This window comes from Kosakonia sp. (assembly GCF_032104925.1).
Taxonomy (GTDB): Bacteria; Pseudomonadota; Gammaproteobacteria; order Enterobacterales; family Enterobacteriaceae; genus Kosakonia.
The window spans coordinates 77,506-100,040 of sequence record NZ_DAMCGF010000003.1; the positions used below are offsets into that span (position 1 = coordinate 77,506).

24 protein-coding genes, 3 tRNA genes and 1 pseudogene are annotated in these 22,535 nt (G+C 50.7%); 6 read left to right on the forward strand and 22 right to left on the reverse strand.

The annotated features are described in order from the left end of the window. Window positions 1–85 precede the first annotated feature (85 nt). A complete protein-coding gene (gene flhC / locus RT644_RS06495; protein ID WP_017458319.1) occupies window positions 86–664 on the reverse strand; it encodes a flagellar transcriptional regulator FlhC in 579 nt (192 codons plus the stop codon). Between the two features lie 2 nt (window positions 665–666). Next, the gene (gene flhD / locus RT644_RS06500; protein ID WP_017458320.1) at window positions 667–1,017 is read right to left on the reverse strand and encodes a flagellar transcriptional regulator FlhD; all 351 of its coding nucleotides are present in this window, start codon (window positions 1,015–1,017) and stop codon (window positions 667–669) included. Between the two features lie 777 nt (window positions 1,018–1,794). On the opposite strand from flhD, the gene uspC reads away from it, so the two are divergent. Beyond that, on the forward strand, window positions 1,795–2,220 hold the full coding sequence (gene uspC / locus RT644_RS06505) for a universal stress protein UspC (RefSeq protein WP_160269654.1): 426 nt from the start codon (window positions 1,795–1,797) through the stop codon (window positions 2,218–2,220). A 32-nt stretch (window positions 2,221–2,252) separates the two neighbouring features. On the opposite strand, the gene otsA is transcribed toward uspC, so the two are convergent. The 8 genes from otsA to azuC all read right to left on the reverse strand — a co-directional run bounded on the left by otsA (window position 2,253) and on the right by azuC (window position 9,655). Then, window positions 2,253–3,677, reverse strand: a complete 1,425-nt coding sequence (otsA, locus tag RT644_RS06510; protein WP_313626190.1) for an alpha,alpha-trehalose-phosphate synthase — start codon at window positions 3,675–3,677, stop codon at window positions 2,253–2,255. Then, window positions 3,652–4,458, reverse strand: coding sequence for a trehalose-phosphatase (gene otsB / locus RT644_RS06515; protein ID WP_313626191.1), 807 nt, complete (start codon window positions 4,456–4,458; stop codon window positions 3,652–3,654). The genes otsA and otsB overlap by 26 nt, the downstream gene beginning before the upstream one ends. A gap of 186 nt (window positions 4,459–4,644) precedes the next feature. Beyond that, window positions 4,645–5,625, reverse strand: coding sequence for an L-arabinose ABC transporter permease AraH (gene araH / locus RT644_RS06520; protein ID WP_017458324.1), 981 nt, complete (start codon window positions 5,623–5,625; stop codon window positions 4,645–4,647). A gap of 14 nt (window positions 5,626–5,639) precedes the next feature. After that, window positions 5,640–7,154 (reverse strand): L-arabinose ABC transporter ATP-binding protein AraG, encoded by a 1,515-nt coding sequence (gene araG, locus RT644_RS06525; protein WP_097405749.1) that lies wholly within the window; start codon window positions 7,152–7,154, stop codon window positions 5,640–5,642. Window positions 7,155–7,224: 70 nt separating this feature from the next. Further along, window positions 7,225–8,205: an arabinose ABC transporter substrate-binding protein gene (locus tag RT644_RS06530; protein ID WP_020454158.1), complete on the reverse strand. Its 981-nt coding sequence runs from the start codon at window positions 8,203–8,205 to the stop codon at window positions 7,225–7,227. A gap of 317 nt (window positions 8,206–8,522) precedes the next feature. Continuing rightward, window positions 8,523–9,080 (reverse strand): DJ-1 family glyoxalase III, encoded by a 558-nt coding sequence (locus RT644_RS06535; protein WP_313626192.1) that lies wholly within the window; start codon window positions 9,078–9,080, stop codon window positions 8,523–8,525. Window positions 9,081–9,197: 117 nt separating this feature from the next. After that, a complete protein-coding gene (locus tag RT644_RS06540; RefSeq protein WP_020454160.1) occupies window positions 9,198–9,449 on the reverse strand; it encodes a DUF2766 family protein in 252 nt (83 codons plus the stop codon). Between the two features lie 122 nt (window positions 9,450–9,571). After that, a complete protein-coding gene (azuC, locus tag RT644_RS06545; RefSeq protein WP_017458329.1) occupies window positions 9,572–9,655 on the reverse strand; it encodes a stress response protein AzuC in 84 nt (27 codons plus the stop codon). Window positions 9,656–9,868: 213 nt separating this feature from the next. On the opposite strand from azuC, the gene RT644_RS06550 reads away from it, so the two are divergent. Continuing rightward, the gene (locus tag RT644_RS06550) at window positions 9,869–11,293 is read left to right on the forward strand and encodes an MFS transporter (RefSeq protein ID WP_313626193.1); all 1,425 of its coding nucleotides are present in this window, start codon (window positions 9,869–9,871) and stop codon (window positions 11,291–11,293) included. A gap of 52 nt (window positions 11,294–11,345) precedes the next feature. Here the strand turns inward: RT644_RS06550 and RT644_RS06555 are convergent, their stop codons facing one another. Then, window positions 11,346–11,984, reverse strand: a complete 639-nt coding sequence (locus tag RT644_RS06555) for an RpiB/LacA/LacB family sugar-phosphate isomerase (RefSeq protein ID WP_017458331.1) — start codon at window positions 11,982–11,984, stop codon at window positions 11,346–11,348. A gap of 237 nt (window positions 11,985–12,221) precedes the next feature. Here RT644_RS06555 and yecR point away from each other — a divergent pair, with 237 nt between their 5' ends. Together yecR and ftnA are read left to right on the forward strand one after the other, a co-directional pair. After that, entirely contained in the window at window positions 12,222–12,554 is a 333-nt protein-coding gene (yecR, locus tag RT644_RS06560; RefSeq protein WP_044489679.1) for a YecR family lipoprotein, read from the forward strand. A 206-nt stretch (window positions 12,555–12,760) separates the two neighbouring features. Beyond that, window positions 12,761–13,258, forward strand: coding sequence for a non-heme ferritin (gene ftnA, locus RT644_RS06565; protein WP_313626194.1), 498 nt, complete (start codon window positions 12,761–12,763; stop codon window positions 13,256–13,258). 40 nt (window positions 13,259–13,298) lie between these two features. Here the strand turns inward: ftnA and RT644_RS06570 are convergent, their stop codons facing one another. Next, entirely contained in the window at window positions 13,299–13,538 is a 240-nt protein-coding gene (locus RT644_RS06570; RefSeq protein ID WP_313626195.1) for a YecH family metal-binding protein, read from the reverse strand. Window positions 13,539–13,604: 66 nt separating this feature from the next. Further along, window positions 13,605–13,937: pseudogene (locus RT644_RS23620) on the reverse strand (hypothetical protein). A gap of 239 nt (window positions 13,938–14,176) precedes the next feature. Here RT644_RS23620 and tyrP point away from each other — a divergent pair. Continuing rightward, window positions 14,177–15,388 (forward strand): tyrosine transporter TyrP, encoded by a 1,212-nt coding sequence (gene tyrP / locus RT644_RS06575; RefSeq protein ID WP_313626196.1) that lies wholly within the window; start codon window positions 14,177–14,179, stop codon window positions 15,386–15,388. A 401-nt stretch (window positions 15,389–15,789) separates the two neighbouring features. Here the strand turns inward: tyrP and RT644_RS06580 are convergent. The 6 genes from RT644_RS06580 to uvrY all read right to left on the reverse strand — a co-directional run bounded on the left by RT644_RS06580 (window position 15,790) and on the right by uvrY (window position 19,333). Then, window positions 15,790–15,876, reverse strand: a tRNA-Leu gene (locus RT644_RS06580). A 13-nt stretch (window positions 15,877–15,889) separates the two neighbouring features. After that, window positions 15,890–15,963: transfer RNA gene (locus RT644_RS06585), tRNA-Cys, on the reverse strand. Window positions 15,964–16,017: 54 nt separating this feature from the next. Next, window positions 16,018–16,093, reverse strand: a tRNA-Gly gene (locus RT644_RS06590). 149 nt (window positions 16,094–16,242) lie between these two features. Then, complete coding sequence (pgsA, locus tag RT644_RS06595; protein WP_017458337.1) at window positions 16,243–16,791, reverse strand: CDP-diacylglycerol--glycerol-3-phosphate 3-phosphatidyltransferase; 549 nt, start codon at window positions 16,789–16,791, stop codon at window positions 16,243–16,245. Window positions 16,792–16,847: 56 nt separating this feature from the next. Then, window positions 16,848–18,680, reverse strand: coding sequence for an excinuclease ABC subunit UvrC (gene uvrC / locus RT644_RS06600; RefSeq protein ID WP_313626197.1), 1,833 nt, complete (start codon window positions 18,678–18,680; stop codon window positions 16,848–16,850). After that, entirely contained in the window at window positions 18,677–19,333 is a 657-nt protein-coding gene (gene uvrY / locus RT644_RS06605; protein WP_020454168.1) for a UvrY/SirA/GacA family response regulator transcription factor, read from the reverse strand. Before uvrY ends, uvrC begins: the two co-directional genes overlap by 4 nt. Before the next feature lie 466 nt (window positions 19,334–19,799). On the opposite strand from uvrY, the gene RT644_RS06610 reads away from it, so the two are divergent. Continuing rightward, on the forward strand, window positions 19,800–20,024 hold the full coding sequence (locus RT644_RS06610; protein ID WP_020454169.1) for a DUF2594 family protein: 225 nt from the start codon (window positions 19,800–19,802) through the stop codon (window positions 20,022–20,024). A gap of 67 nt (window positions 20,025–20,091) precedes the next feature. Here RT644_RS06610 and sdiA read toward each other — a convergent pair whose 3' ends face one another. The 3 genes from sdiA to tcyL form a co-directional block, all read right to left on the reverse strand. After that, the gene (gene sdiA / locus RT644_RS06615) at window positions 20,092–20,814 is read right to left on the reverse strand and encodes a transcriptional regulator SdiA (protein ID WP_020454170.1); all 723 of its coding nucleotides are present in this window, start codon (window positions 20,812–20,814) and stop codon (window positions 20,092–20,094) included. A gap of 285 nt (window positions 20,815–21,099) precedes the next feature. Further along, a complete protein-coding gene (gene tcyN, locus RT644_RS06620) occupies window positions 21,100–21,852 on the reverse strand; it encodes an L-cystine ABC transporter ATP-binding protein TcyN (protein ID WP_313626198.1) in 753 nt (250 codons plus the stop codon). Beyond that, entirely contained in the window at window positions 21,849–22,517 is a 669-nt protein-coding gene (gene tcyL / locus RT644_RS06625) for a cystine ABC transporter permease (protein WP_020454172.1), read from the reverse strand. Before tcyL ends, tcyN begins: the two co-directional genes overlap by 4 nt. Between the last annotated feature and the right edge of the window lie 18 nt (window positions 22,518–22,535).

Sequence of the window (22,535 nt, forward strand, 5' to 3'; positions counted from 1 at the left end):
TTTCAAAGGGTTAACGCGAGTAGCAGGTAAAAAAAAAGCAGCGGCATAACTGCACCGCTGCTGGAGTGTTTCCACCTGTATTCGGTTAAACAGCCTGATCGATCTGTTCATCCAGCAGTTGTGGAATAATATCGGCAGCATCCTGGGAAAGTTTACGTCTTTTTACCGCGCGGGACGGCGGCTGGCATAAACTGCAGGCAAAGCTACCAACAGGCTGATGCGCGTGAGTAATAAAATTACCACCACAGCAATTGCAGCGAGACAACTCCAGCATTCCGCTTTCCACGAAACGAACCAGCGTCCAGGCGCGGGTCAGCGCCAGCAGCGGTCCTTCCTCAGCATGAGGGCATTGTTCGAGGTAAAGTCGGTATGCTTTGATGACTGCGTCAACGCCGCTGCAAAGGCCTGTTTTTAACAAAAATTGCCATGCGTTGCAGAACATAGACGCGTGGATGTTTTGTTCCCAGGTCATAAACCAGTCGGTGGAGAATGGCAGCATACCTTTTGGCGGCGGGCTACCACGCAACTCTTTGTAGAGTTTGATAAGACGACCGCGGCTAAGCTGCGTCTCACTCTCCAACATTTGTAAACGCGCACCCAGCGTAATCAGTTCCATTGCTAACTGAATATCGCGTGCTTCCTGAACAATGCTTTTTTCGCTCATCGTTATGCCCTTTTCTTCCGGGCCGCGTCGCCAGTCTGTGAAGACTCATTCAGCAGGCGGGTTGAAAGTAAAATCCCGGTGTGAACTTGCTGTAAATCGTCCACACGTGACTCTTGGGTCAGACGAGTGATGGTCTGATGATTGTCAAAACGGAACTGGCAAATCAGCTGATTGGTTTCAGCCAACTTCACCATTTGTGGAAGGGTTAACTCAACCAGTGTGGTCGCCATCTCTTCATTAATACCAAGACGGAACATGGCGGACGCTTTGTCCTGGCTGATCAAACGCTGAGCAAGAAGTAAATACGACAAATTAATGTCATAAACATGTTTCAGCAACTCGGATGTATGCATTTTTCCCATCCCGAATAACCAACTTGTATCTTATGCGGCTAAGCCGCACCCCGTGATGTCGCCGGGAAAAAACCCGGTATAAAAAAGAAAGGCTAAATGCATAACTGACTAGGATCTTGCGATAAGGCGCTTCGCTCAAATGTTAATTGCCTTACAACGTTCTTAATCATTTCTTACAAAGAACTAAGATTTTTCCTAATTCGACGCAACTGTACTCGTAGGTGCTGCCACATACAATCTGACCAGTGCGGAAATTTGAAATTTTTGTGATCCACGTCACATAATTTACGTGAATATGGACAAGAAATCTATCAGTCTCGCTTGTGAATTGATGTTTTTTTGCGCGATCAGCCCCCTTTTCTATTCCAATTGTCCGAATAGGCATGCAAAACGCTCTCTTACCCACGCTAACTGGTCGGAGGATTAGGATGCTGCCCTATTTACATTTGACAATATGTGTCTACTTAAGAAACAAAAATAAAAACTTATATAAAACAATACATTATGTTTTAAGCGATCTTAATTAATCACCCGAAGTAACCATTGCATTTTTGTTAATCTTTATGATTGATAATTTAACAATTCGATCTTAAATTCTCTTAATTTTAGTTAAGCTTTTAAAATCGGTTAAGGTGATTAAAGCGCGACCATACCGTTACGTAAGAATAATTAATGAATATTTATGATAACCTTCACATCCCTGCCATATTCACAGGTTGCGCTGGTTTAAGAATCGGAGTAATGGTGAGAAAAATTTGATTCAATCGGGGAGTAAAAATGGCTTATGCACATCTTTTGGTCGCCGTAGCCGTTACGCCAGAAAGCCAACAATTGCTGGCAAAAGCGGTCGATATTGCCCGCCCTTCCGGTGCCCGTATCACACTGATTACCTTAGCCGCTGACCCGGAACTGTATAACCAGCTTGCAGCGCCGATGATGGAAAACGTCCGTGAGGTGTTGCAGGAAGAGACGCAGCAGTTTCTGGATGAGCTGGTGCGCAACGCGAATTATCCTATCGAACAGGCGCTAATTGCCTCCGGCGAGCTGAGCAAGCACATTCTGCATACTTGTCGCACCCAGGATGTCGATTTAGTGGTGTGTGGTAATCACAATCAGACGTTCTTCTCGCGCGCCGTCTGCTCTGCGAAAAGCATTGTCCAGGCCAGTGAAGTTGATGTGCTGTTAGTACCGTTAAGCGCGTAGAACGCCCCCGCATAAGCGGGAGCGTTGTTACCTCAGGCTAGCTTCTGAAAGGTCGCCACTTTGTTTTGTAGCTGGCTTTGTGCGCTACGTGGCGTGATGCGCTTTAAATCGCTGATAAACCTCTGCTGCCAGTGATGGATATCATTCTCCTTGATGACTTTGAGCATCTCCGCATGACGCGAAATACGCTCCGCCAGCGGCATCCTTAATGCCTTGTCCATCGCCGCCGCGACATCATCACGATCGTAAGGGTTAACGATCAGCGCCGAGGTCAGCTCGTTCGCCGCACCGGCAAACTGCGAAAGAATTAACACCCCCGGATTTTCAGGATCCTGAGCCGCCACATACTCTTTCGCCACCAGGTTCATCCCGTCACGCAGCGGCGTCACCAGCCCGACTTCCGCATAGCGGAATACCTTCATCAACACTTTGCGATCAAAATGCTGGTTGAGGTAATAGAGCGGCGTCCAGCCAAGCTGACCGTATTTCCCGTTGATGCGCCCGGCTTCGGTTTCCAGTTGATGACGAATATCCTGATAGGCCTGCACTTCGCCACGCGAGGTGGGCGCTATCTGCGTATAACGGATCTTACCGTGGTGCTGAGGGAACTTCTCCAGCAGTGTTTCATACGCCAGGAAGCGTTCCGGCAAGCCTTTGGAATAATCCAGACGCTCTACCGAGAAGATGTTTTTCACATTCTTCAGTTCATTTTTCAGTTGTGCCAGTTTGGGCGGCAGCGGCCCTGCGGCTTGTTGCGCGATTTCTTGCGGCTCAATACCGATGGGGTAGACTTCGGTGCGGAAGTTTTTGCCCCAGGCAACATGCTCTTTACCACCACGCGTGGTAAGCCTTGTTTGCATCGACAAGCTGTCGAGGAAAGCCAGGCGATCGCTTTCGGTCTGGAAGCCCAGCAGGTCATAATCACACAGCTGCTCAAGCAACTCGGCATGCGGTGGCAAGGCGTTGAAAATTTCCGGGGTCGGGAACGGAATATGCAGGAAGAAGCCGATCTGGTTGTTGACGCCACGCTTACGCAGCTCGCTGGCGAACGGCAACAGGTGGTAATCATGGATCCACAGAATGTCGTCGTCTTTAATCAGCGGCAGCAGCTTGTCAGCCAGCAGCGCGTTGACATCCTGGTAGCCTTCCCACGCCTCGCGCTGGAACTTAACCAAATCCAGACGATAGTGGAAAGCGGGCCACAGCACCGCGTTGGAAAATTGCGAATAATACTGCTCGTAATGATCTTCGCTGAGGTTAAAAGAGGCCCAGGTAATATTCCCTTTCGTGACCTTTTTTAGCGGTTGATCCTCGTCACCGATCTCCCCGCTCCAGCCAAACCACAGCCCACCGGTCGCTTTTAGCGCCCCAAGGATCCCCACAGCCAGCCCGCCAGCGCTGGATTTTCTATCGTCAGGCGGAGCAATACGATTAGATACTACGACTAAGCGACTCATAGCCATCTCTCCTGTTTGTTAGCGCCCGTTGTTCTTGTTGTTGATGGTCGACAAGTTGTTCAAGCCATTTATAGACATCATTCACGCCAGCCAGACGCCACATTGCCTGTGTTGCGCCCGGGCCGACTTTTATCGATATGCCGCCAAGTTTGTTAACGGCTTTAAACCCGTGTTCGTCAGTCAGATCGTCGCCAAGAAACACCGGTTTCTTGCCGAGAAAGGGTGGCGTTTGCATAAACGCGTCAATAGCGGCGCCTTTATGAATGCCAGAGGGTTTCAGCTCGACCACACATTTTCCCGGCTGCATTGCCAGCTGCGGGTAGTGCGCGATGAGTGTTTTTGCCAGGGCAAAGACCGCCTCTTCATGCTGCGGTGCCTGGCGATAATGCAGTGCAAATGCCATCCCTTTAGTTTCAAGTTCAACGCCGGTTAGCGGTGCAATACCATGCCGTAATTCACGTTCCAGCGGCTGCAAAACCGCTTCCGGTAAGGTCATTCGTTCGGTTCGACCATTGATATCGCGGCGCTCCGCCCCATGTACCCCGGCCAGCGGGAAACGATACGGTTTGGCGAGCTGTTCCAGCTCAGCAATTGAACGCCCTGAAATCAATGCCAACGCCCTGTCATTTAGCTCAGCAAGCAATGAAAGTCTGGTCAGCACATCTTCAGGGATAAAAACATCATCCGGGTGCGGTTTGATATCCGCAAGGGTGCCATCCAAATCGAAAAAAAAGGCAAAATTTCCGGAAATGAGAGGCGGTATAGCTAGTGCGTCTTCCACCCTGGTTTCCTCCTTACAGTGTCAGATGAGAGCCGTTTTTCATTAACGTCTCATTATCATTAGCCATGTAAGTATAGACAGTGTGACGCTGCTCGCCATTTTAAACATGATTTACCAGCCGGATTAGCGGCTGGTAAGGTCTGGAGTTACACTGTAAGGTTGTGTGCAAAATTTAAGCAATAAGCATCAAACCGTGCGTTTGGCCTTTTGTTTGTAGCGGTCGAAAATCACTGCCGCCAGCAGGATCAAGCCGCGCACAACGTATTGCGAGAAGGGAGAGATATTCAGCAGGTTCATGGCGTTTTCTACGGTCCCCAGAATCAAAATCCCGGCCACAACGTAGGAAATTTTACCGATGCCACCTTTCAGCGATACGCCACCCAGCACGCAGGCTGAAATGACAATCAGCTCATAACCGATCGAGGTCATTGGCTGTCCGCTGGTCATACGTGAAGCAAGAATAATCCCCGCCGCCGCTGACACAAGGCCTGAGAGCACAAAGATAATAATCTTGGTTCTGACTACCGGCACACCCGCCAGCCGCGCCGCCTCTTCGTTACCACCAATCGCCAGCGTATTGCGACCAAAGGTGGTTTTATTGAGCAGGAAGCCAAAAATAATCAGGCAGCCGACCGTCAGCCAGATAGGCGCAGGCAGGCCAAGCCAGTTCGCATAACCGAGCGTAAAGAAGCGCTCATCTTCGATCCCGACCGCTTTACCATCAGAGATGATATAGGCCAAACCGCGCACAATCTGCATTGTCGCAAGTGTGGTTATCAGGGCGTTGATTTTCAAACGTGCGATGACAAAGCCGTTAATAAAGCCGCTCACCACACCGAGCAGCAACCCGGCAAATACCCCAATCCACAGGCTTTCGCTTAGGTTGATCACCACCGCCGTGGTCACCCCGGCGCAGGCAATCACAGACGCGACGGAAAGGTCGAAATCACCGGAGGCCAGGCAAAAAAGCATGCCGCAGGCCACCATGCCGGACATGGAAATCGCCAGCCCCAGCCCTTTCATATTGACGAAAGAGGCAAAGTTCGGCACGAAAACAGCGCAACCAATGAACAGTACGGCGAACACCACCAGCATGCCGAACTGATCCCAGATGCGCCCGAAGCTGAACGCCGACTTCGGCGCGCGGGACGTAGTTAAAGATGACATCGTATTCTCCTCACTCAGGCGACAGCCTGACTCACTTTCGGCATCGCAAGGCTCAGCGCCTGCTGTTCATCGCCCTGGCCGTGTAACAACTCACCGGCTATTTCGCCTTCACGCATGACCACAATGCGGTCGGCGACGCCGAGGACTTCCGGCAAATCACTGGAAGCAAACAGCACCGCCACGCCACGTGCCGCCAGCGCATAAATCACGTTGTAAATTTCATGTTTCGCCCCGACGTCAATCCCACGCGTAGGCTCATCAAGCAGGATCACCTTCATCTCTTCCGACAACCAGCGGCCAAGAATGGCTTTCTGCTGGTTGCCACCAGACAGATTCATAATCAGCTGATCCGCACTCGGGGTTTTGATATTGAGCGAGCGAATATGGTGCTCGGCGTTTTCACTCTCCCAGCCACTGTTGATGAGACACCCTGCGCGAATGTATTTGCGCCGGGCGCTGATATTGATGTTCTCCTGTACCGAGTGCACCGGAATAATGCCTTCGGCTTTGCGATCCTCCGGGCACAACATCATGCCGGCACGGATGGCGTGAGCAGGTTTGTGAATATTGACCTGCTCGCCGTCAATAAACACCTGCCCTTCGGTGATCTGCGTTCCGCCAAACAGCCCTTTCATCAATTCGCTGCGCCCGGCACCGACCAGCCCAAACAGGCCGACGATTTCTCCGCTGCGCACACTCAGACTAATCGGCGTGCGTACGCCCGGCGCTTTCACCTGCTCCAGACGCAGGCGCTGCTCGCCATATTCGCGCGGCTGCCAGCCGTAAATATCGCCCAGCTCGCGTCCGACCATCGCCTGCACCAGTTGGTCATGATTGACCTGCTGCATATCGGTAAAGGTGCGCACATAGCGGCCATCTTTAAACACAGTGATGGCGTCGCTCAGGGCAAATATCTCCTCCATGCGATGCGAGACATAAAGGATGACACGCCCCTCTTTACGCAGCTCGCGGATCACGCGAAACAGGTTGTCTATCTCACGCGCAGAAAGGGAACTGGTTGGCTCATCAAAGGCGATTATTTTGGCGTTACGCGCCAGCGCCTTGGCAATTTCCACCATCTGCCACTGGCCGATGGAGAGGTATTTCAGCGGCGTTTGTGGGTCGATATCCAGCCCCAGATGCTGAAGCTGCAAACCCGCTTCATAGTTGAGCAGGGAGCGGTTCACAATGCCGCTTTTATGCGGCAACTGGCCCAGATAGATGTTCTCCGCGACGGTCATTTCCGGTACCAGATGCAGCTCCTGGTAAATAATGGCTACCCCGGCGTTGAGCGCGGCGGTGGTATCGGCAAAGGAGACCTCTTCTCCTTTTATTGCCAGCGTGCCGGTCGTCGGCGCGTAGTTGCCGCTGAGGATTTTAAGTAGCGTTGATTTACCGGCGCCGTTCTCGCCCATCAAGGCGTGAACCTGCCCGGCATAACAATCAAAACTGATCTCGCTGAGCGCTTTCACACCGGGGAATGTCTTACCGATGCCGCGAAACGAGAGGTAAGGAGTAGACTGTTGCATAACGTCTCCGCAAAACAGTTCATTGTACGTCTGGCTCCCCGCGTATGCGGGGAGCGCAACCAACAGAGAATTACAGTCCTTTTTTCGCCAGCTCTTCTTTGAAGTTATCGCGGGTGATCAACACCACATCCGTAACGGCGGTGAATTTTGGCGGTTCCACGCCTTTGGTCACCCAGTTGTACAGCAGCTCACTGGTTTTGTAGCCGTGAACGTCCGGGCTTGGCAGCAGGGAACCAAAGAAGCCCGTCGCCTGCGCTTTGGACAGCTCGCTCACCGCATCCACGCCGTTAATGCCGATACCGATAACGTCAGCCGCTTTAAAGCCCTGCCCTTCCGTAGCACGCACGCCGCCAAGCACGGTGTTGTCATTCATACCCAGCACCAGCCAGTGTTTCACTTCCGGATGCTGTACCAGCAGGGAGTTACCGGCATCAAATGCACCGGGGATATCGTTCGATTTTGTCGGCACCTGGTAGATCTGTTTTTCCGGGAAACCGGCTTTTTTCAGCGCATCCATGGAGCCAGTGGTACGGCGGCGAGCGGTATCCAGTTCGTTAGCCGTAATCGCCATCACGCCGGTCTGTTTCACATCCCAGCCGCGTTTTTGCATCTCTTTGTACAACTCATCGCCCTGACGTGCGCCAATTTCACTCGCCGCCATCATCACTAACGGCACCGATTTCATCGGCTCACCTTTGGCGTTGACGAACTGGTCATCGACGGTAATGACTTTCATGTCGTAACCGCGCGCTTTGGCAACAATTGCGGAGCCCAGTTTCGGATCGGGAGTACAGATAACAAACCCCTTCGCGCCGCTGGCCGCCAGGCTATCAATGGCGTTCAGGGTTTTTTCACCATCGGGGACGGCGATTTTGATCACTTCGAAACCTAAATCTTTGCCTGCCTTGTCGGCGAATCTCCACTCCGTCTGGAACCATGGCTCTTCTGGTTGTTTAACCAGAAATCCGAGCTTCATGGTTTCAGCGATAGCGGATTGTGACATAACGGCAGCCAGGCCGATGGCCGCCAACGCTTTAGTGAATTTGTGCATGGTAAACTCCAGCTTTAGCATTCTTTTATGTAGGGAAAACAACTCATCAGGTCTTTTAAAAGTTCATAAAACAAGGCATTAGAGTCCATACGACACTGGAGCTCTGTGCTGGAAATAGTTTTAGCGGGAAATTGATTCTCCATAGGAGAGCGGCATCACACGGCTGAATTACAGTAATTCCGTACATAAATTCAGCGATTTATCACATAAAATCAGCCGTTTTTGTCTGACAAATAAGAAGGGTAAAAGCAGGATAATCCATAACATCAGCCAGCTTATCCTTGTGCCCGGATACAGGACGCATCCGGGCGGAAAAATCACCAGCTATAGTAGATATGCTCGGCGTGATCTCGCGCCGCGATTTCGTTCCCTTGCAGGCGCGCGGCTATGGTTAAGGCAAAATCAAAAGCCCGTCCCAGACCTTTGCCGCTGATCAGGTTGCCATCTTCGACCACTGGTGCATCAACATATTCGCCGTCGCGCACGTTTTCATATAAATCACCGGAGCAAACATAGCGGCGACCTTTCAGTAAGCCGTTTGTCCCCAGCACGCGCGCGGCGGCCGAACAAATTGGGCAAATAAATTTGCCCGCCGCGTCATGATGTTCAATAAATTGCAGCACCGCCGGGTTGGCGGCGAGGTTGACACTGCCCTGCGGACCGCCGGGCAGCACGATGGCGTCATACAGTGTCTGCGAGCGCTCGGCCAGCGTGCTGTCTGCCACCATGGGAATATTGTGATAACTGACCACCGCGCGGGACCCCGCACTGGCCAGCGTTTCGACCTCAATCTGCAAGCGGCGCAAAATATCAATGGTGATAATCGCTTCCGCTTCTTCAAAACCGGGCGCCAACAACACCGCCACTTTTTTCATTCCCGACTCCTTTTGTACAAGGTTGGTTGAATTCAGTGGCGGTATTGTTGATCAAAACAACGTTTCAAAATCCCCGCTGTGTCACAGACCGACAGGCGTAACACAGCAAGAATAAAATCAGTGCGCTTCGCCCTGCGGGGTGAATTTCAGTTCGATCAACGCAATGGCTTTCTGGATAGCGCGGCGGGTCACCGGATCGGCGGCTGCCGGATGGGTAGTAAAATCGATGCTTTTTAACTGGTTCGCCATTTTCTCGCGCACTTCAACCGGCGCGATGACGTCAATAACATCAAGGATTTGTTTAATGACCAGCTGGCAGGCGACGACATCAGAGACCAGTTCCTGGTCAGCAGAAAGATTTTGCGACATATGAGGCTCCTTTACTAAAGGGCGTCATAGTAGCGGGAAATGCCTGGCAAGAGTAGTTTTGTCCCCTTCTGCCGTCGAATGGCGGGCATAAAAAAACCTGCTCGCAGCAGGTTTTTTTATCATCAGAACATAGCGCCTGGCGGTACGTCTTTGAAAGTTTTGCAATAGGTTTCAAACATATGCTTCAGGATTTTACGCAGTTTCATTTGTTACTCCGGCGATGTGTTATGCAGGTGTTACGTCTCAATGCGCATATAATATGACCTACATCACAAAAAGCAAGTTCAATGTGATGGAAATCACGTTTCAAAAATCAAAAGTGCAGTAACTTTGTTAAAAATTCAATTATAAATCCTGCGGTTAGCACGCTAAAAAAATTTTTAGCATCTTCAATTATTTTTGCAAATGGCATCCCAACAATGAGTGAAAGCACCCTTTCGCGAAAGACAGGAGGTCTTTATCCCGCTGCGCTACTGGTAGCCGGCGCTTTCTTTATGGAGTTTATCGACGGCACAGTGATCGCCACGGCGTTGCCAGATATGGCGAAAACCTTCGGGGTGGAAGCCGTCTCGCTCAATATTGGCATCAGTGCCTATTTGATCACACTTGCAGTGCTGATCCCCGCCAGTGGCTGGATTGCTGATCGCTTTGGTGCGCGCAATGTTTTCTCGCTGGCACTGGCGATCTTTACCCTCGCCTCGGTGCTTTGCGGGCTTTCGACCAGCGTTGAGATGTTTGTTTCGATGCGGATTTTACAAGGCACCGGCGGTGCGTTAATGGTGCCGGTCGGCCGTCTTGCGGTGTTGCGTACCACGCCGAAACACCAGCTCATTACCGCTATCGCCACGCTGACCTGGCCCGCGCTGGTCGCGCCTATTATTGGCCCGCCGCTCGGTGGTTTTATTACACACTATGCCAACTGGCGCTGGATCTTCTTTATTAATGTGCCGCTTGGCCTGCTGGCGATTGCGCTGGCGTTACGCATTATCCCCAATATCCGCGAGGAGGAGCGCCGTCCATTCGACTTGCCGGGTTTTATTGCCACTTCTGTGGCGATGGTCAGCCTGGTGTACGCTATGGAGGCGTTAGGTTCTGAACATCCGCAAGGTACGCTAACGTTGGGTTTGCTGGCACTCGGCGCGTTAACACTTGCTGTTACCCTGCGCCATTTTCAGCGCGCAAAATGGCCGATGATCCGCCTCGACGCCATGAAAGTGCCGACATTTCGCGTAACCATGTACGGCGGTTCACTGTTTCGCGCCTCTATTAGCGCCGTGCCGTTTCTGTTGCCGCTGCTGTTTCAGGTCGGATTCGGCATGGATCCGTTCCACGCCGGGTTGTTAGTGCTGGGGGTGTTTGCCGGTAATCTTTCCATCAAGCCTGCCACTACGCCGCTTATCCGCTGGCTGGGTTTCAAAAAGCTACTGCTAATCAATGGCGCGCTCAATGTGCTGGCGCTGCTGGCCTGCGCATTACTGACTGCGCATACTCCGGAGTGGCTGACATTTGTGATCCTCTATCTCGGCGGCGTGTTCCGTTCGGTGCAGTTCACCGGCGTCAGTACGCTGGCATTTGCCGATGTACCGTCGCCGCAAATGAGTTATGCCAACACGTTATTCAGCACGGCGACACAATTGGCGGTGGGCTTAGGCATTACACTGGGGGCGATTGGTATTCGCATTGGTGAGCATGTCAGTACGTGGTTACAAATAACCGCCATTGAGGGGATCAGCTTTCGGCTGGCGTTTGTGTTTATTGCGCTGATTTGTCTGGTGGGCATGATTGATACGCTGCGGCTAACAAAGGATGCGGGTAGCGCCGTGTCACGTAAACAGAAAGCCTGATGCAGGAAAGGAAAAAGATAAAAGCCGCAACATCTGTTGCGGCTTTTTATTATCAGGCGAGGACTTCGCGAACGAAGGCTTCAATCTCTTTATTCTGGCAGTTTTCAAAGAAACATTTCTGGAAACGTTCACCAGAAACGGCGGTTTTCACCAGCTCACGGTCGATAGCGCGCAGCGTATCGAGATAGTTCTCTTTTACCACCGCCGCTTTCACCTGGTTCAGAATTCCCGCGTTGCGCACCTGCGGTTCTTTGCGCTCCGGCGGGTAACCTTCCCCTTTACGACCAGTAAAGGCTTTCTCAAAGATAAAGCGCACGTTCAGTTCTGCGCCCCAGCCAAAACCTTTGGCGAACGGCAGTGCCAGTGCGTTACCGTTGTTGATCTGTGCGAACAGGAAAGCATCCGCCGGATCGATACAGTAACCGCACACCACACCCGGGTGAATATTCAGTGACATCAGCGCGCCCTGGCCTGTGCCACAGCCGGTTACTACGAAATCCACTGCTTTGGCATTCAACAAAATACTGGCCATAATACCAAGGTGGATATAGGTCAGATGGTGGTCGTTCTCATCGCTCATCCCGACGTTAAATACCGGGAAATCTTTCTCATCGGCAACCGTCTTCAGCTCTTTGAGGATGATGGCGTTTTTCGCCGCCTGGCTGTTTTCCATCATCAGTGCAATTTTCATTTTTGATCTCCTGTAACATGCTTCAGATAGCAAAGGTTGGGTAAACCTTACTACCTGACAAACAGACTTTCAAATTTAATGAAAAATGGTTTTAAAAATCAGAAGCAGGCTCACAGTTTTTGCTCTTCGCGCATTGCCGTCGCGATTAGTAGAGGCTGTTCGGCGGGTTATTCTGTCGATTGCCTGCAAATCAACGCGATAAGATGAGATCATGCCAAAATGAAACAGAGTGATTTCATGAAGAGAATAGTTGTAGCCGCCTCGCTGCTCCTGCTCGCGGGATGCACGATGACGAAAGAAGCGGAAGTCAGTAGCGTGGATACCATTAGCGGTCTGGTACGCCTGAGCTATAACCAGTCGATGATGCAAACTGCAAAATACGACACCTATACCGCGCAGGGGACTGCTAATAAACAATGCCAACAGATGGGGTATGCCACCGCAGTGCCTTACGGTCAGCCGGTGCAAACCTGTAGCCTGATTAGCGGCTCGGTCTGTATGAATACGAAAGTAACTATTCAGTACCAGTGCCGTGGTGTGGCTTTTACGCAAACCAAACCGACCTGGTAAATTCTTAAGCCAGTATAATTCTACTGGCTTATCTTTTATTAAAAATAAAAACAATTCTCATTCATTTAATTAATTGCCAGCAATGCGTGTTATTCTCATTATCTTCTCAATGCATTTATTTTTTATTTTACCTTTTGCAAATAATTAAATAACAAATTATAGTGAGCGCTCCTTTCGCCTGATAATTATATTTATGGAGCCGCGCCATGTTAAAAGCAGAGATGATCGAAAAATTAAATGAACAAATGAATCTGGAACTGTTTTCTTCCCTGCTCTATCAGCAGATGAGCGCATGGTGCAGCTACCATAGTTTTGAGGGTGCGGCCGCGTTCCTGCGCCGCCACGCGCAGGAAGAGATGACGCATATGCAGCGCCTGTTTGATTACCTGACTGATACCGGCAGCCTGCCACGTATCAATGCCATTGAATCGCCGGTAGCTGATTATGCTTCACTCGATGTTCTGTTTCGCGCAACGTACGAACATGAACAACTGATCACGCAGAAAATTAACGAGCTGGCGCATGTTGCGATGACCACTCAGGATTATCCAACATTTAATTTCCTGCAATGGTATGTGGCGGAACAGCATGAAGAAGAAAAACTGTTTAAATCAGTGATTGATAAATTAACACTGGCAGGTAAAAGCGGCGAGGGTCTTTATTTCATCGATAAAGAACTGGCGACGTTGGACACACAAAACTAATATTACCGGCGGTAAAGAATATTCTTTACCGCCTTTTTTATTAATGCCTGCAGATTTTACTTTCGTGAGTAGAAAATCCCTCTTCCGCCGGAATAAACTTTCCGCGTGATGCCAGAAATGCGACCAGTTCAGCCGCCGTCATTCCTTCCGCTGAGCAGGTATGAAAACGCGCCGTTTCGCCAAACCGCTGATTAATTGCCGCCGTCAGACTCTCGTTTGAATAACGCTCGCCTGTTTCAATCATCATATTCAACACTTCATGACCGTGAATGGATGTCATAGCTCCTCCCCGAAAAAGACGCATCATAAACTCAACATTTATTGTGGATGTTGCGCTAAAACAGGTTTACATGCATCCGGCACAGCTGGTGCAGCGCCAGTCCTGCTTATTCACGGTAGGTTTAAAGTAGCGATAATTGCCGTTTCGAGCGGAACGCCATTTTCAAAAAACAACCCGGTCAGCCAGTCGACGTTGGCAATAGTCCACTCATCTTCCGGCAAGCCTTGAGCAAAGGCCGGGTCAATGATCGGACAGATTTCCCTCGTCCCCCTATCCTTTGCTGGCGAGATTCTGGCAATGCTATCTCAGGCCTCCAAACCAGTGAATTTGCCAGTGACCATGAGCAAGCAGGTTTCCGCTGCGCGACCATCGCGTTGTGAAGGGATTATTACCCGGCATTGCCCACCCTCAATATGTTGAGGGTTAATAATATCTTTTAGGTTACGCCGGATTGCCGCGTAAAAACGACTTCCTTATGAAGTAGGCAAATCTGGCAATTTTTCTTCGCTGGTGTCCGAAAGAAGGTTGTCGTAAAGAAATAAATACAGCTCATGTAACGGTTGTTTGACGAAATCACTGAATTGCCTTACTCTGCGCCGCATCTTGAGCTGGCAGTGTGTTTTATTACAGAGGAAAGCGTGAAGAATCGAACACTGGGTAGTGTTTTTATCGTCGCCGGAACCACCATCGGCGCGGGAATGCTGGCAATGCCGCTGGCAGCGGCAGGCGTAGGTTTTGCAACCACTTTTGTTTTACTTTTCACTTTATGGGCCGTGATGTGTTACACCGCCCTTCTTCTGCTGGAGGTTTATCAGCATGTCCCGGCAGATACCGGACTTGGATCGCTGGCCCGGCGTTATCTGGGGAAATATGGTCAGTGGGTGACAGGCTTTAGCATGATGTTTTTGATGTATGCGCTGACGGCGGCATATATCAGTGGCGCAGGTGAATTGCTGGCCGCAAGCATCAGCGCGTGGCTTAACATTTCGCTTTCGCCCACGACTGGTGTGTTACTGTTCACTTTTGTTGCCGGCGGCGTTGTGTGCGCAGGAACCTCACTGGTCGATCTGTTTAACCGTTTTCTGTTCAGCGCCAAGCTGTTGTTCCTGGTAGTGATGCTGGCGCTGCTGATGCCGCATATTCATAAGGCTAATTTGCTGACCATGCCGCTGGAAAAAGGTCTGGCGCTGTCCGCCATACCGGTCATTTTCACCTCATTTGGTTTTCACGGCAGCGTCCCCAGCATCGTCAGTTATATGGGCGGCAATATTCGTAAACTGCGCGGGGTGTTTATTACCGGCAGCGCCATCCCGCTGGTAGCCTATATTTTCTGGCAACTGGCGACGCTTGGCAGTATTGATTCCCAGACCTTCACCGGGCTGCTGGCCAGCCAGGCCGGGCTTAATGGTCTGTTGCAGGCATTACGCGAAGTGGTGGCATCACCACACGTTGAGTTAGCGGTACATCTGTTTGCCGACCTGGCGCTTGCAACCTCTTTCCTTGGTGTATCGCTCGGTCTCTTTGATTACCTTGCCGATTTGTTCCAGCGCCGCAACAATATCGCAGGACGTTTACAGACAGGCGCTATCACGTTTCTGCCACCGCTGGCGTTTGCGCTGTTTTACCCGCGTGGCTTTGTAATGGCGTTGGGCTATGCCGGCGTTGCTCTTTCCGTGCTGGCGCTGTTGTTGCCTTCAATGCTGGCATGGCAAAGCCGTAAGCATCATTCGCAAAGCGGTTATCGCGTACCCGGCGGCAAACCGGCGCTGTGTCTGATTTTTGCCTGCGGGGTCGCGATTATTGTTATTCAGTTCTCTATCGTCGCCGGGTTGCTCCCGGAAGTGGGTTAATCACCGCCATCAGGTGTGAGTGCTGGCATGTTCAATGCATATACTCACACCGCTCTTCCCTTCGTTAAGGGGTCAGCATTTTGTTCACTCTCTACAACGTTCCAGGCAGATGATTGCCAGCGCACTAGCACAGGTAAGCTTATACGCGTCAGCAAATGCATGAGTTATGACACCGCTATGCAGGGAACCAGGGAACGTGAAATGAAAGAAGGAAATTTCAGGACATAGAAGAGTTGTACAAACTGCGCATTATGGCCGCAAGGTTGCTGTCGCTCCCATCGTTGAACGGGTAAAAATATTACGAAGCGATATTATGGAACATGAAAAACAGGCATAAAAAAACCGCCTTTAGGGGCGGTTTCACGACACTGCTTATCATTGATTTTATTCTTGTTTTCCCATGGTACCCGGAGCGGGACTTGAACCCGCACAGCGCGAACGCCGAGGGATTTTAAATCCCTTGTGTCTACCGATTCCACCATCCGGGCTCGGGAAGGAAATTGGAGGCGCGTTCCGGAGTCGAACCGGACTAGACGGATTTGCAATCCGCTACATAACCGCTTTGCTAACGCGCCTGAATACTACAGGTTTTGCAACCCACACCCGCTAATATAGCCGATGCGTTAAACTGGAGCGGGAAACGAGACTCGAACTCGCGACCCCGACCTTGGCAAGGTCGTGCTCTACCAACTGAGCTATTCCCGCATTATCAAGATTTCTTGTAATCTCTTGATTTTACAATCATCTGGCGAGCTACGCTGCCTTCCGATGCGTTGCATTCTACTTACCTGACGCACTGAGTCAACGATATTTTTCAAAACCCGGATCGTTTGCTGAAAATTGCGACGAAACGATCACGGTTCAAGCAGATCGCCACGCGCAGCATTGAGGTATTGCAGCATTGACCACAGCGTTAATACTGCGGCAACGAAAAACAGCGCAATGCCGGCATATTCAACCCAGATATTCGGACGCCAGAGGAGCCATACCAGCGCGACCATCTGCGACGTGGTTTTGACTTTACCAATCCACGAAACGGCCACACGGCTGCGCTTACCCATTTCCGCCATCCATTCACGCAACGCAGAGATAATGATCTCACGCGCGATCATCGTTGCCGCCGGCAGCGTTACCCACCAGCTGTGGTAGTGTTCTGCGACCAGCACCATCGCAATCGCAACCAGCACTTTGTCAGCAACAGGATCGAGGAAGGCACCAAAACGGGTACTTTGATTCCAGCGACGCGCCAGAAAACCGTCAAACCAGTCGGTTACCGCAGCACAACAGAAAATTAGCGCACAAACAAACGGCGCCCACGGAAAGGGAAGATAAAACGCCAGCACGAAAAACGGGATCAGGATGACGCGAAATAGGGTAAGCAACGTAGGGATATTAAATCGCATAGTGGCGTTAACTGTCTGTTGTCCGTAAATATTCGCTCTATGGTGCTACAGAGCCCTTAATGTTTCAACGAGTAGTAGATCTTTTCTGCCAGTCCTTGCGAGATCCCCGGCACTTTTGAGATTTCATCAATACTTGCATTGAGTAAACCTTGTAAACCGCCCATATATTTTAACAACATCTGACGTCGCTTCGGTCCGACACCTTCAATGGTTTCCAGTGAACTTGTGTTTTTCACCTTTGCGCGTTTTTTGCGGTGTCCGCTGATCGCGTGATCGTGCGACTCATCGCGAATATGCTGGATAACGTGCAACGCTGGCGAGTCAGGCGGCAGACTAAAACCCTCCCCTTCCGGCTCGAAGAACAACGTTTCCAGACCCGCTTTACGATCGGCCCCTTTCGCCACACCCAGCAGCAACGGTTTATTTTTATTCCACGCCACATCCAGTTCGGCAAAAACGGCTTTCGCCTGCCCTAATTGCCCTTTACCACCATCGATGAGGATCACATCGGGGATTTTGCTCTCCTCGATCGCTTTACCATAGCGGCGACGCAGCACCTGATTCATCGCCGCGTAGTCATCACCCGGCGTGATACCACTGATGTTGTAGCGTCGATACTCCGCACGCAACGGCCCATTGGCATCAAATACGACGCATGAGGCCACGGTTTGCTCCCCCATCGTATGGCTGATGTCGAAACACTCCATGCGCTTCACTTCCGGCAGCTTAAGCACGCTGGCCAGCGCAGCAAGCCGCTGGTGAACCGTGGATTGCTGAGAAAGTTTGGTTGTCAGCGCCGTGGCGGCGTTGGTACGCGCCAACTTAAGGTAACGCGCACGGTCACCGCGCGGTTTGGTTTGCACATTCACCCGCCGGCCAGCGAGTTCGGAAAGCGAGTCGCTCAGCAGCGTTTTATCGCTCAAATTGAAATCGAGCAAAATTTCACCCGGCAAGGTACGCATCTGGCTACCCTGCAAGTAGAACTGGCCAACAAAGGTCTCCACTACTTCGCCAAGCTCGGTCCCGCCAGGCACTTTCGGGAAATAACTGCGACTGCCGAGCACTTTTCCCTGCCGGATAAACAGCACATGCACGCAGGCCATTCCGGCATCAAAAGCCACGCCAATAACGTCTAAATCATCGCCAGTATTAGAAACAAACTGTTTTTCCGTCACGCGGCGTACGGCTTGAATCTGATCGCGGATACGTGCCGCTTCTTCAAACTCCAGCGCCTGGCTGGCTTTTTCCATACGTGCGATAAGCTGAGTCAGTACCTGATCATCTTTACCGGCAAGAAAGAGGCGCACATAGTCAACCTGCTGCGCATACTCCTCTTCGCTGACCAACCCGGCGACACACGGCCCAAGGCAGCGACCAATCTGGTATTGCAGGCAGGGGCGTGAGCGGTTGCGATAAACGCTGTTCTCACACTGGCGAACAGGGAAAATTTTCTGCAGCAACGCCAGCGTCTCGCGCACAGCATAACCGTTCGGGAAAGGCCCAAAGTACTCCCCTTTGGCATGCTTCGCACCGCGATGCATGGAAAGACGAGGATGCGTATCACCGCTGAGAAAAATAAACGGGTAGGATTTATCGTCACGCAGCAGCACGTTATACCGGGGCTGGTAGAGCTTGATGTAGTTATGCTCAAGCAACAGCGCTTCGGTTTCCGTATGGGTAACGGTGACATCAATCTGTTTGATCTGTGCAACCAGCGCTTCCGTTTTGCGCGAGGCAAGGTTGCTGCGAAAATAGCTGGAAAGCCGTTTTTTCAGGTCTTTCGCTTTACCGACATAGATAACAGTGCCGCCGGCATCATACATACGATAGACGCCGGGTTTACTGGTAACCGTTTTGAGAAATGCTTTCGAATCAAAAACTTCAGTCACTGACTTATTAACGTCTCCGCATTGCACAACCCGTGGCGAATAGCGAGGTGCGTCAGTTCGACGTCGCCGTGAATGTTCAATTTGCTGAACATACGATAGCGGTAGCTATTCACCGTTTTTGGGCTCAGATGTAGCTGTTCTGAGATCTCATTGACCTTCTGGCCTTTGGTGATCATCAGCATAATCTGCAATTCACGTTCAGACAAACTGTCGAACGGCGAGTCCGTTTTTTCGGGTTCGATTTGGCTAAGCGCCATTTGCTGAGCAATGTCGGAAGCGATATAGCGCTGACCAGACTGCACAGAGCGGATAGCGTTCACCATTTCCTGCGGCGCAGCGCCTTTGCTGAGGTAGCCCGCTGCGCCTGCCTGCATCACTTTCGCGGGCAGTGGGTTTTCAGTGTGGACAGTAAGCATAATCACTTTGGTATCAGCATTACCACGCGCGATTTTCCGCGTCGCTTCAAGGCCACCGATACCGGGCATGTTCATATCCATCAGAACGACATCAACCGTATTGGCGCGACACCATTTAATGGCATCTTCCCCACAGTTGACCTCACCGATAACTTTTATGCCCTTAATGTCTTCAAGAATGCGTCGTATCCCTGCGCGCACCAGTTCATGGTCATCAACAAGTAGTACGTTGATCAATGGAGTATCTCCGGAATAGGGATAACGCGACAAAAGCCTAATTCAAGGTATATTAACTTTTTTTCATCTAACAGTGAAAGGTTAAAAAACCAGTAACTTTCGATTTTGTTCGCGTTTTTGGAAATTAAGTTATACAGCGTGTGGAAAGTCCCGCGATCTTTTAAAGCGCAGTGCTAAAAAAGTTTTAGCCCTGCTTTTCAAAAAGTTACTCGAAAATTGTCTTTGCATGTATGATTATTAGCACGCTTTGCATGTAACAACAATTAACTGCCTCTAAACCTTGCTTAAACATATATTCTTCGACAATTAAACGCAGTACCGTTAATTACCGTCAGGTTTAATTTAATAAACTGAAAACAATGATCAAAAAACAACCACTGCTTTCTTTTGCCATCATTATGGTATACTCCGCCGCTTTGACAGTGTCCGTCGCGCACCTGCGCGACACCGTAACGAGGAAAATAAATTGAGCACACCTGATTTTTCCACTGCTGATAATGCAAAGGAACTGGCGCTGGAAGTCTCCTGCCTGAAATCAATGATTACGCTGATGCTGCAGGCCATGGGCCAGGCAGACGCCGGACGCGTTATCCTTAAAATGGAAAAGCAAATCGAACAAATGGAAGACGAAGCTCAGGCGACGGTATTTTCCGGTACTGTTAAGCAAATTAAACAAGCCTATCGCCAGTAAATAATAACCGGCTGCCAAAATAAGTTTGTCAGCTGGCTATCTTTGCCGGGCAAAACATAAGGGATATTTAAATCATCCCTGTCGCCGCTGCGTAGCATGCGATCTGTGTTTTGTTCGGCGCGTTAAATTTCTTCTGCATATTTTTTTGATGAAAATTAACGGTGTTTTCGGAGATGGATAAAATCATCGCGATCTCTGCAGATGTTTTACCTTCCGCCGTCCACTTGAGAATTTCACGTTCACGCTTACTGAATTTCATTTCAGGCGCCAGCACCATCTGATCTTCCAGACGCGTTAATGCCAGCAGGCTTAACTGCACCAACGTCTGCAGGCGCAATTCAATTTCATCATCCGACATCATTTTGCCAAACAGACTGGTACGCGACACGGACAAAAAACCCATCGCATGATTGGGCAACATCAGGCACTGCGAAATACCTTTACGCAATCCGTGATCCCGTGCGGCATCCCACAATACCGTGGCATCGCGAAAGAGTTTGTCATTCCAGGGAAGATGTCCCTGAATGAAGTTTTCAGCCTTCAGCACCGGGTCAATAGCAAAGTAATTCTCTGCCTGATAATGCTGCATCCACGCTTGTGGATAAGAGGTTTCAACGCTCAACTTCGGCCGGGTAAAAGGCACCGGGTGACGAACGCAAAGCGAAAAATAATCAAATTCCAGCAGCTGTGTCTGCCGCTGTAATTCGGAATAAACATCCTGGGATGTTGTCATCTCCTGGAACCGCGACATCATGTCACGACGCCAGGTAAAGAATTCTGTATCCTGCATACCGACCGGTAATACCCCTGGTTTTAATAATCATTATTTTGTATACAATAAACTAACACATAAAACTTAATTATAAATATAAAATATCGATACCGCCGGAAATAAGTTGCGTTTAACGCCAACGTTAACGGTATCTTCAGGAGGGAATAACGGCCTGGCGTTTCAGGCGCACAACAGAAAGCCAGGAAATATCCCTGCAAAATTTGTATGTAATAAAACCAGCGAACTTTAACTTAAGTGAAATTAACGCGATTCAGCCGCAATGGGCGCTGAACCGCGAAGGCATTACTGCATGAGGAATTTTTCCAGAAACTGGCGCGTACGCGGTTGCTGCGGGTTGGCAAACAGCGCTTTCGCGGGTCCTTGTTCCACAATGCGCCCCTGATCCATAAATATTGCCCTGTCCGCCACGTCACGCGCAAAGCTCATCTCATGCGTGACAATCACCATCGTGCGTTTTTCCTGCGCCAGCTGGCGAATGGCATTAAGCACTTCACCCACCAGCTCAGGATCGAGCGCGGACGTCGGCTCGTCGAAGAGGATCACATCCGGACGCATCGCCAGCGCGCGAGCTATCGCCACACGCTGCTGCTGCCCGCCCGACAAGCGCCGCGGGTAGCGATTCTCTTTGCCACTCAGCCCCACTTTTACCAGCAGTTCGCGCGCCAGCGCGACCGCCTCGTCTTTGGGCTCGCCTTTCACGATCACCGGCCCTTCAATAATGTTCTCCAGCACTGTCCGGTGCGGGAACAGATTGAAGTTCTGAAAGACAAACCCGACATGCTGGCGTAACTGGCGGATAGCACTTTTCTGCTGGCTCAGCGATCGCGCAGTATCAATGGTGATATCGCCCACGCGGATTGTGCCGTTCTCCGGCTGTTCAAGCAGGTTAATACTGCGCAACAAGGTGGTTTTACCGGAGCCGCTCGGGCCAATAATCGCCACCACTTCGCCCTGTTGCACCTCAAGATCGATGCCGTGCAACACCGTCTGGCCGTGGAATTTTTTCACCAGATTTTTCACGTCGATAGCACTCATTTCGGATCACGCTCCTGACGATTAAGCTGGTTTTCGAAATAGTTTTGCAGCGAAGAAAGCACCGTCGCCATTACCCAGTAAATCAGCGACGCCGCAAGGTACATAGTGAATACTTCCAGCGTACGGGAGGTGATTAACTGCGCCTGACGGAACAGTTCCGGCACCTGGATAGTGGCTGCCAGTGACGTATCTTTCACCAGGCTAATAAAACTGTTGCTCAACGGTGGCAGCGCGACACGCGCGGCCTGCGGCAGAATCGCGCGACGCAGCGTTTGCCACGGCGTCATGCCTATACTGGCCGCCGCCTCCCACTGCCCTTTATCGATAGACGAAATCGCCGCGCGCAACGTCTCCGCTGCGTAGGCCGCCGTATTAAGTGACAGACCAATCATCGCCGACGGAATAGGATCCAGCTCAATACCAAACTGCGGCAGACCGTAGTAGATCATAAATAACTGGGCGATAAGCGGCGTACCGCGAAAAATCGAAATGTAAAAACGCGCCAGCCAGCGCACAGGTAAGAACGACGACATGCGCATCAGCGCCAGCAGAAAGCCCAGCAGTAAACCAAAAAACATCCCGCCAATACTGAGTTGTAGTGTAAATACCGCGCCCTTTAACAGGTAAGGCGCGGAGTCGATAACCAGTTGTAGACTCTCTTGCATTATTTTTGCTCTGTCTGG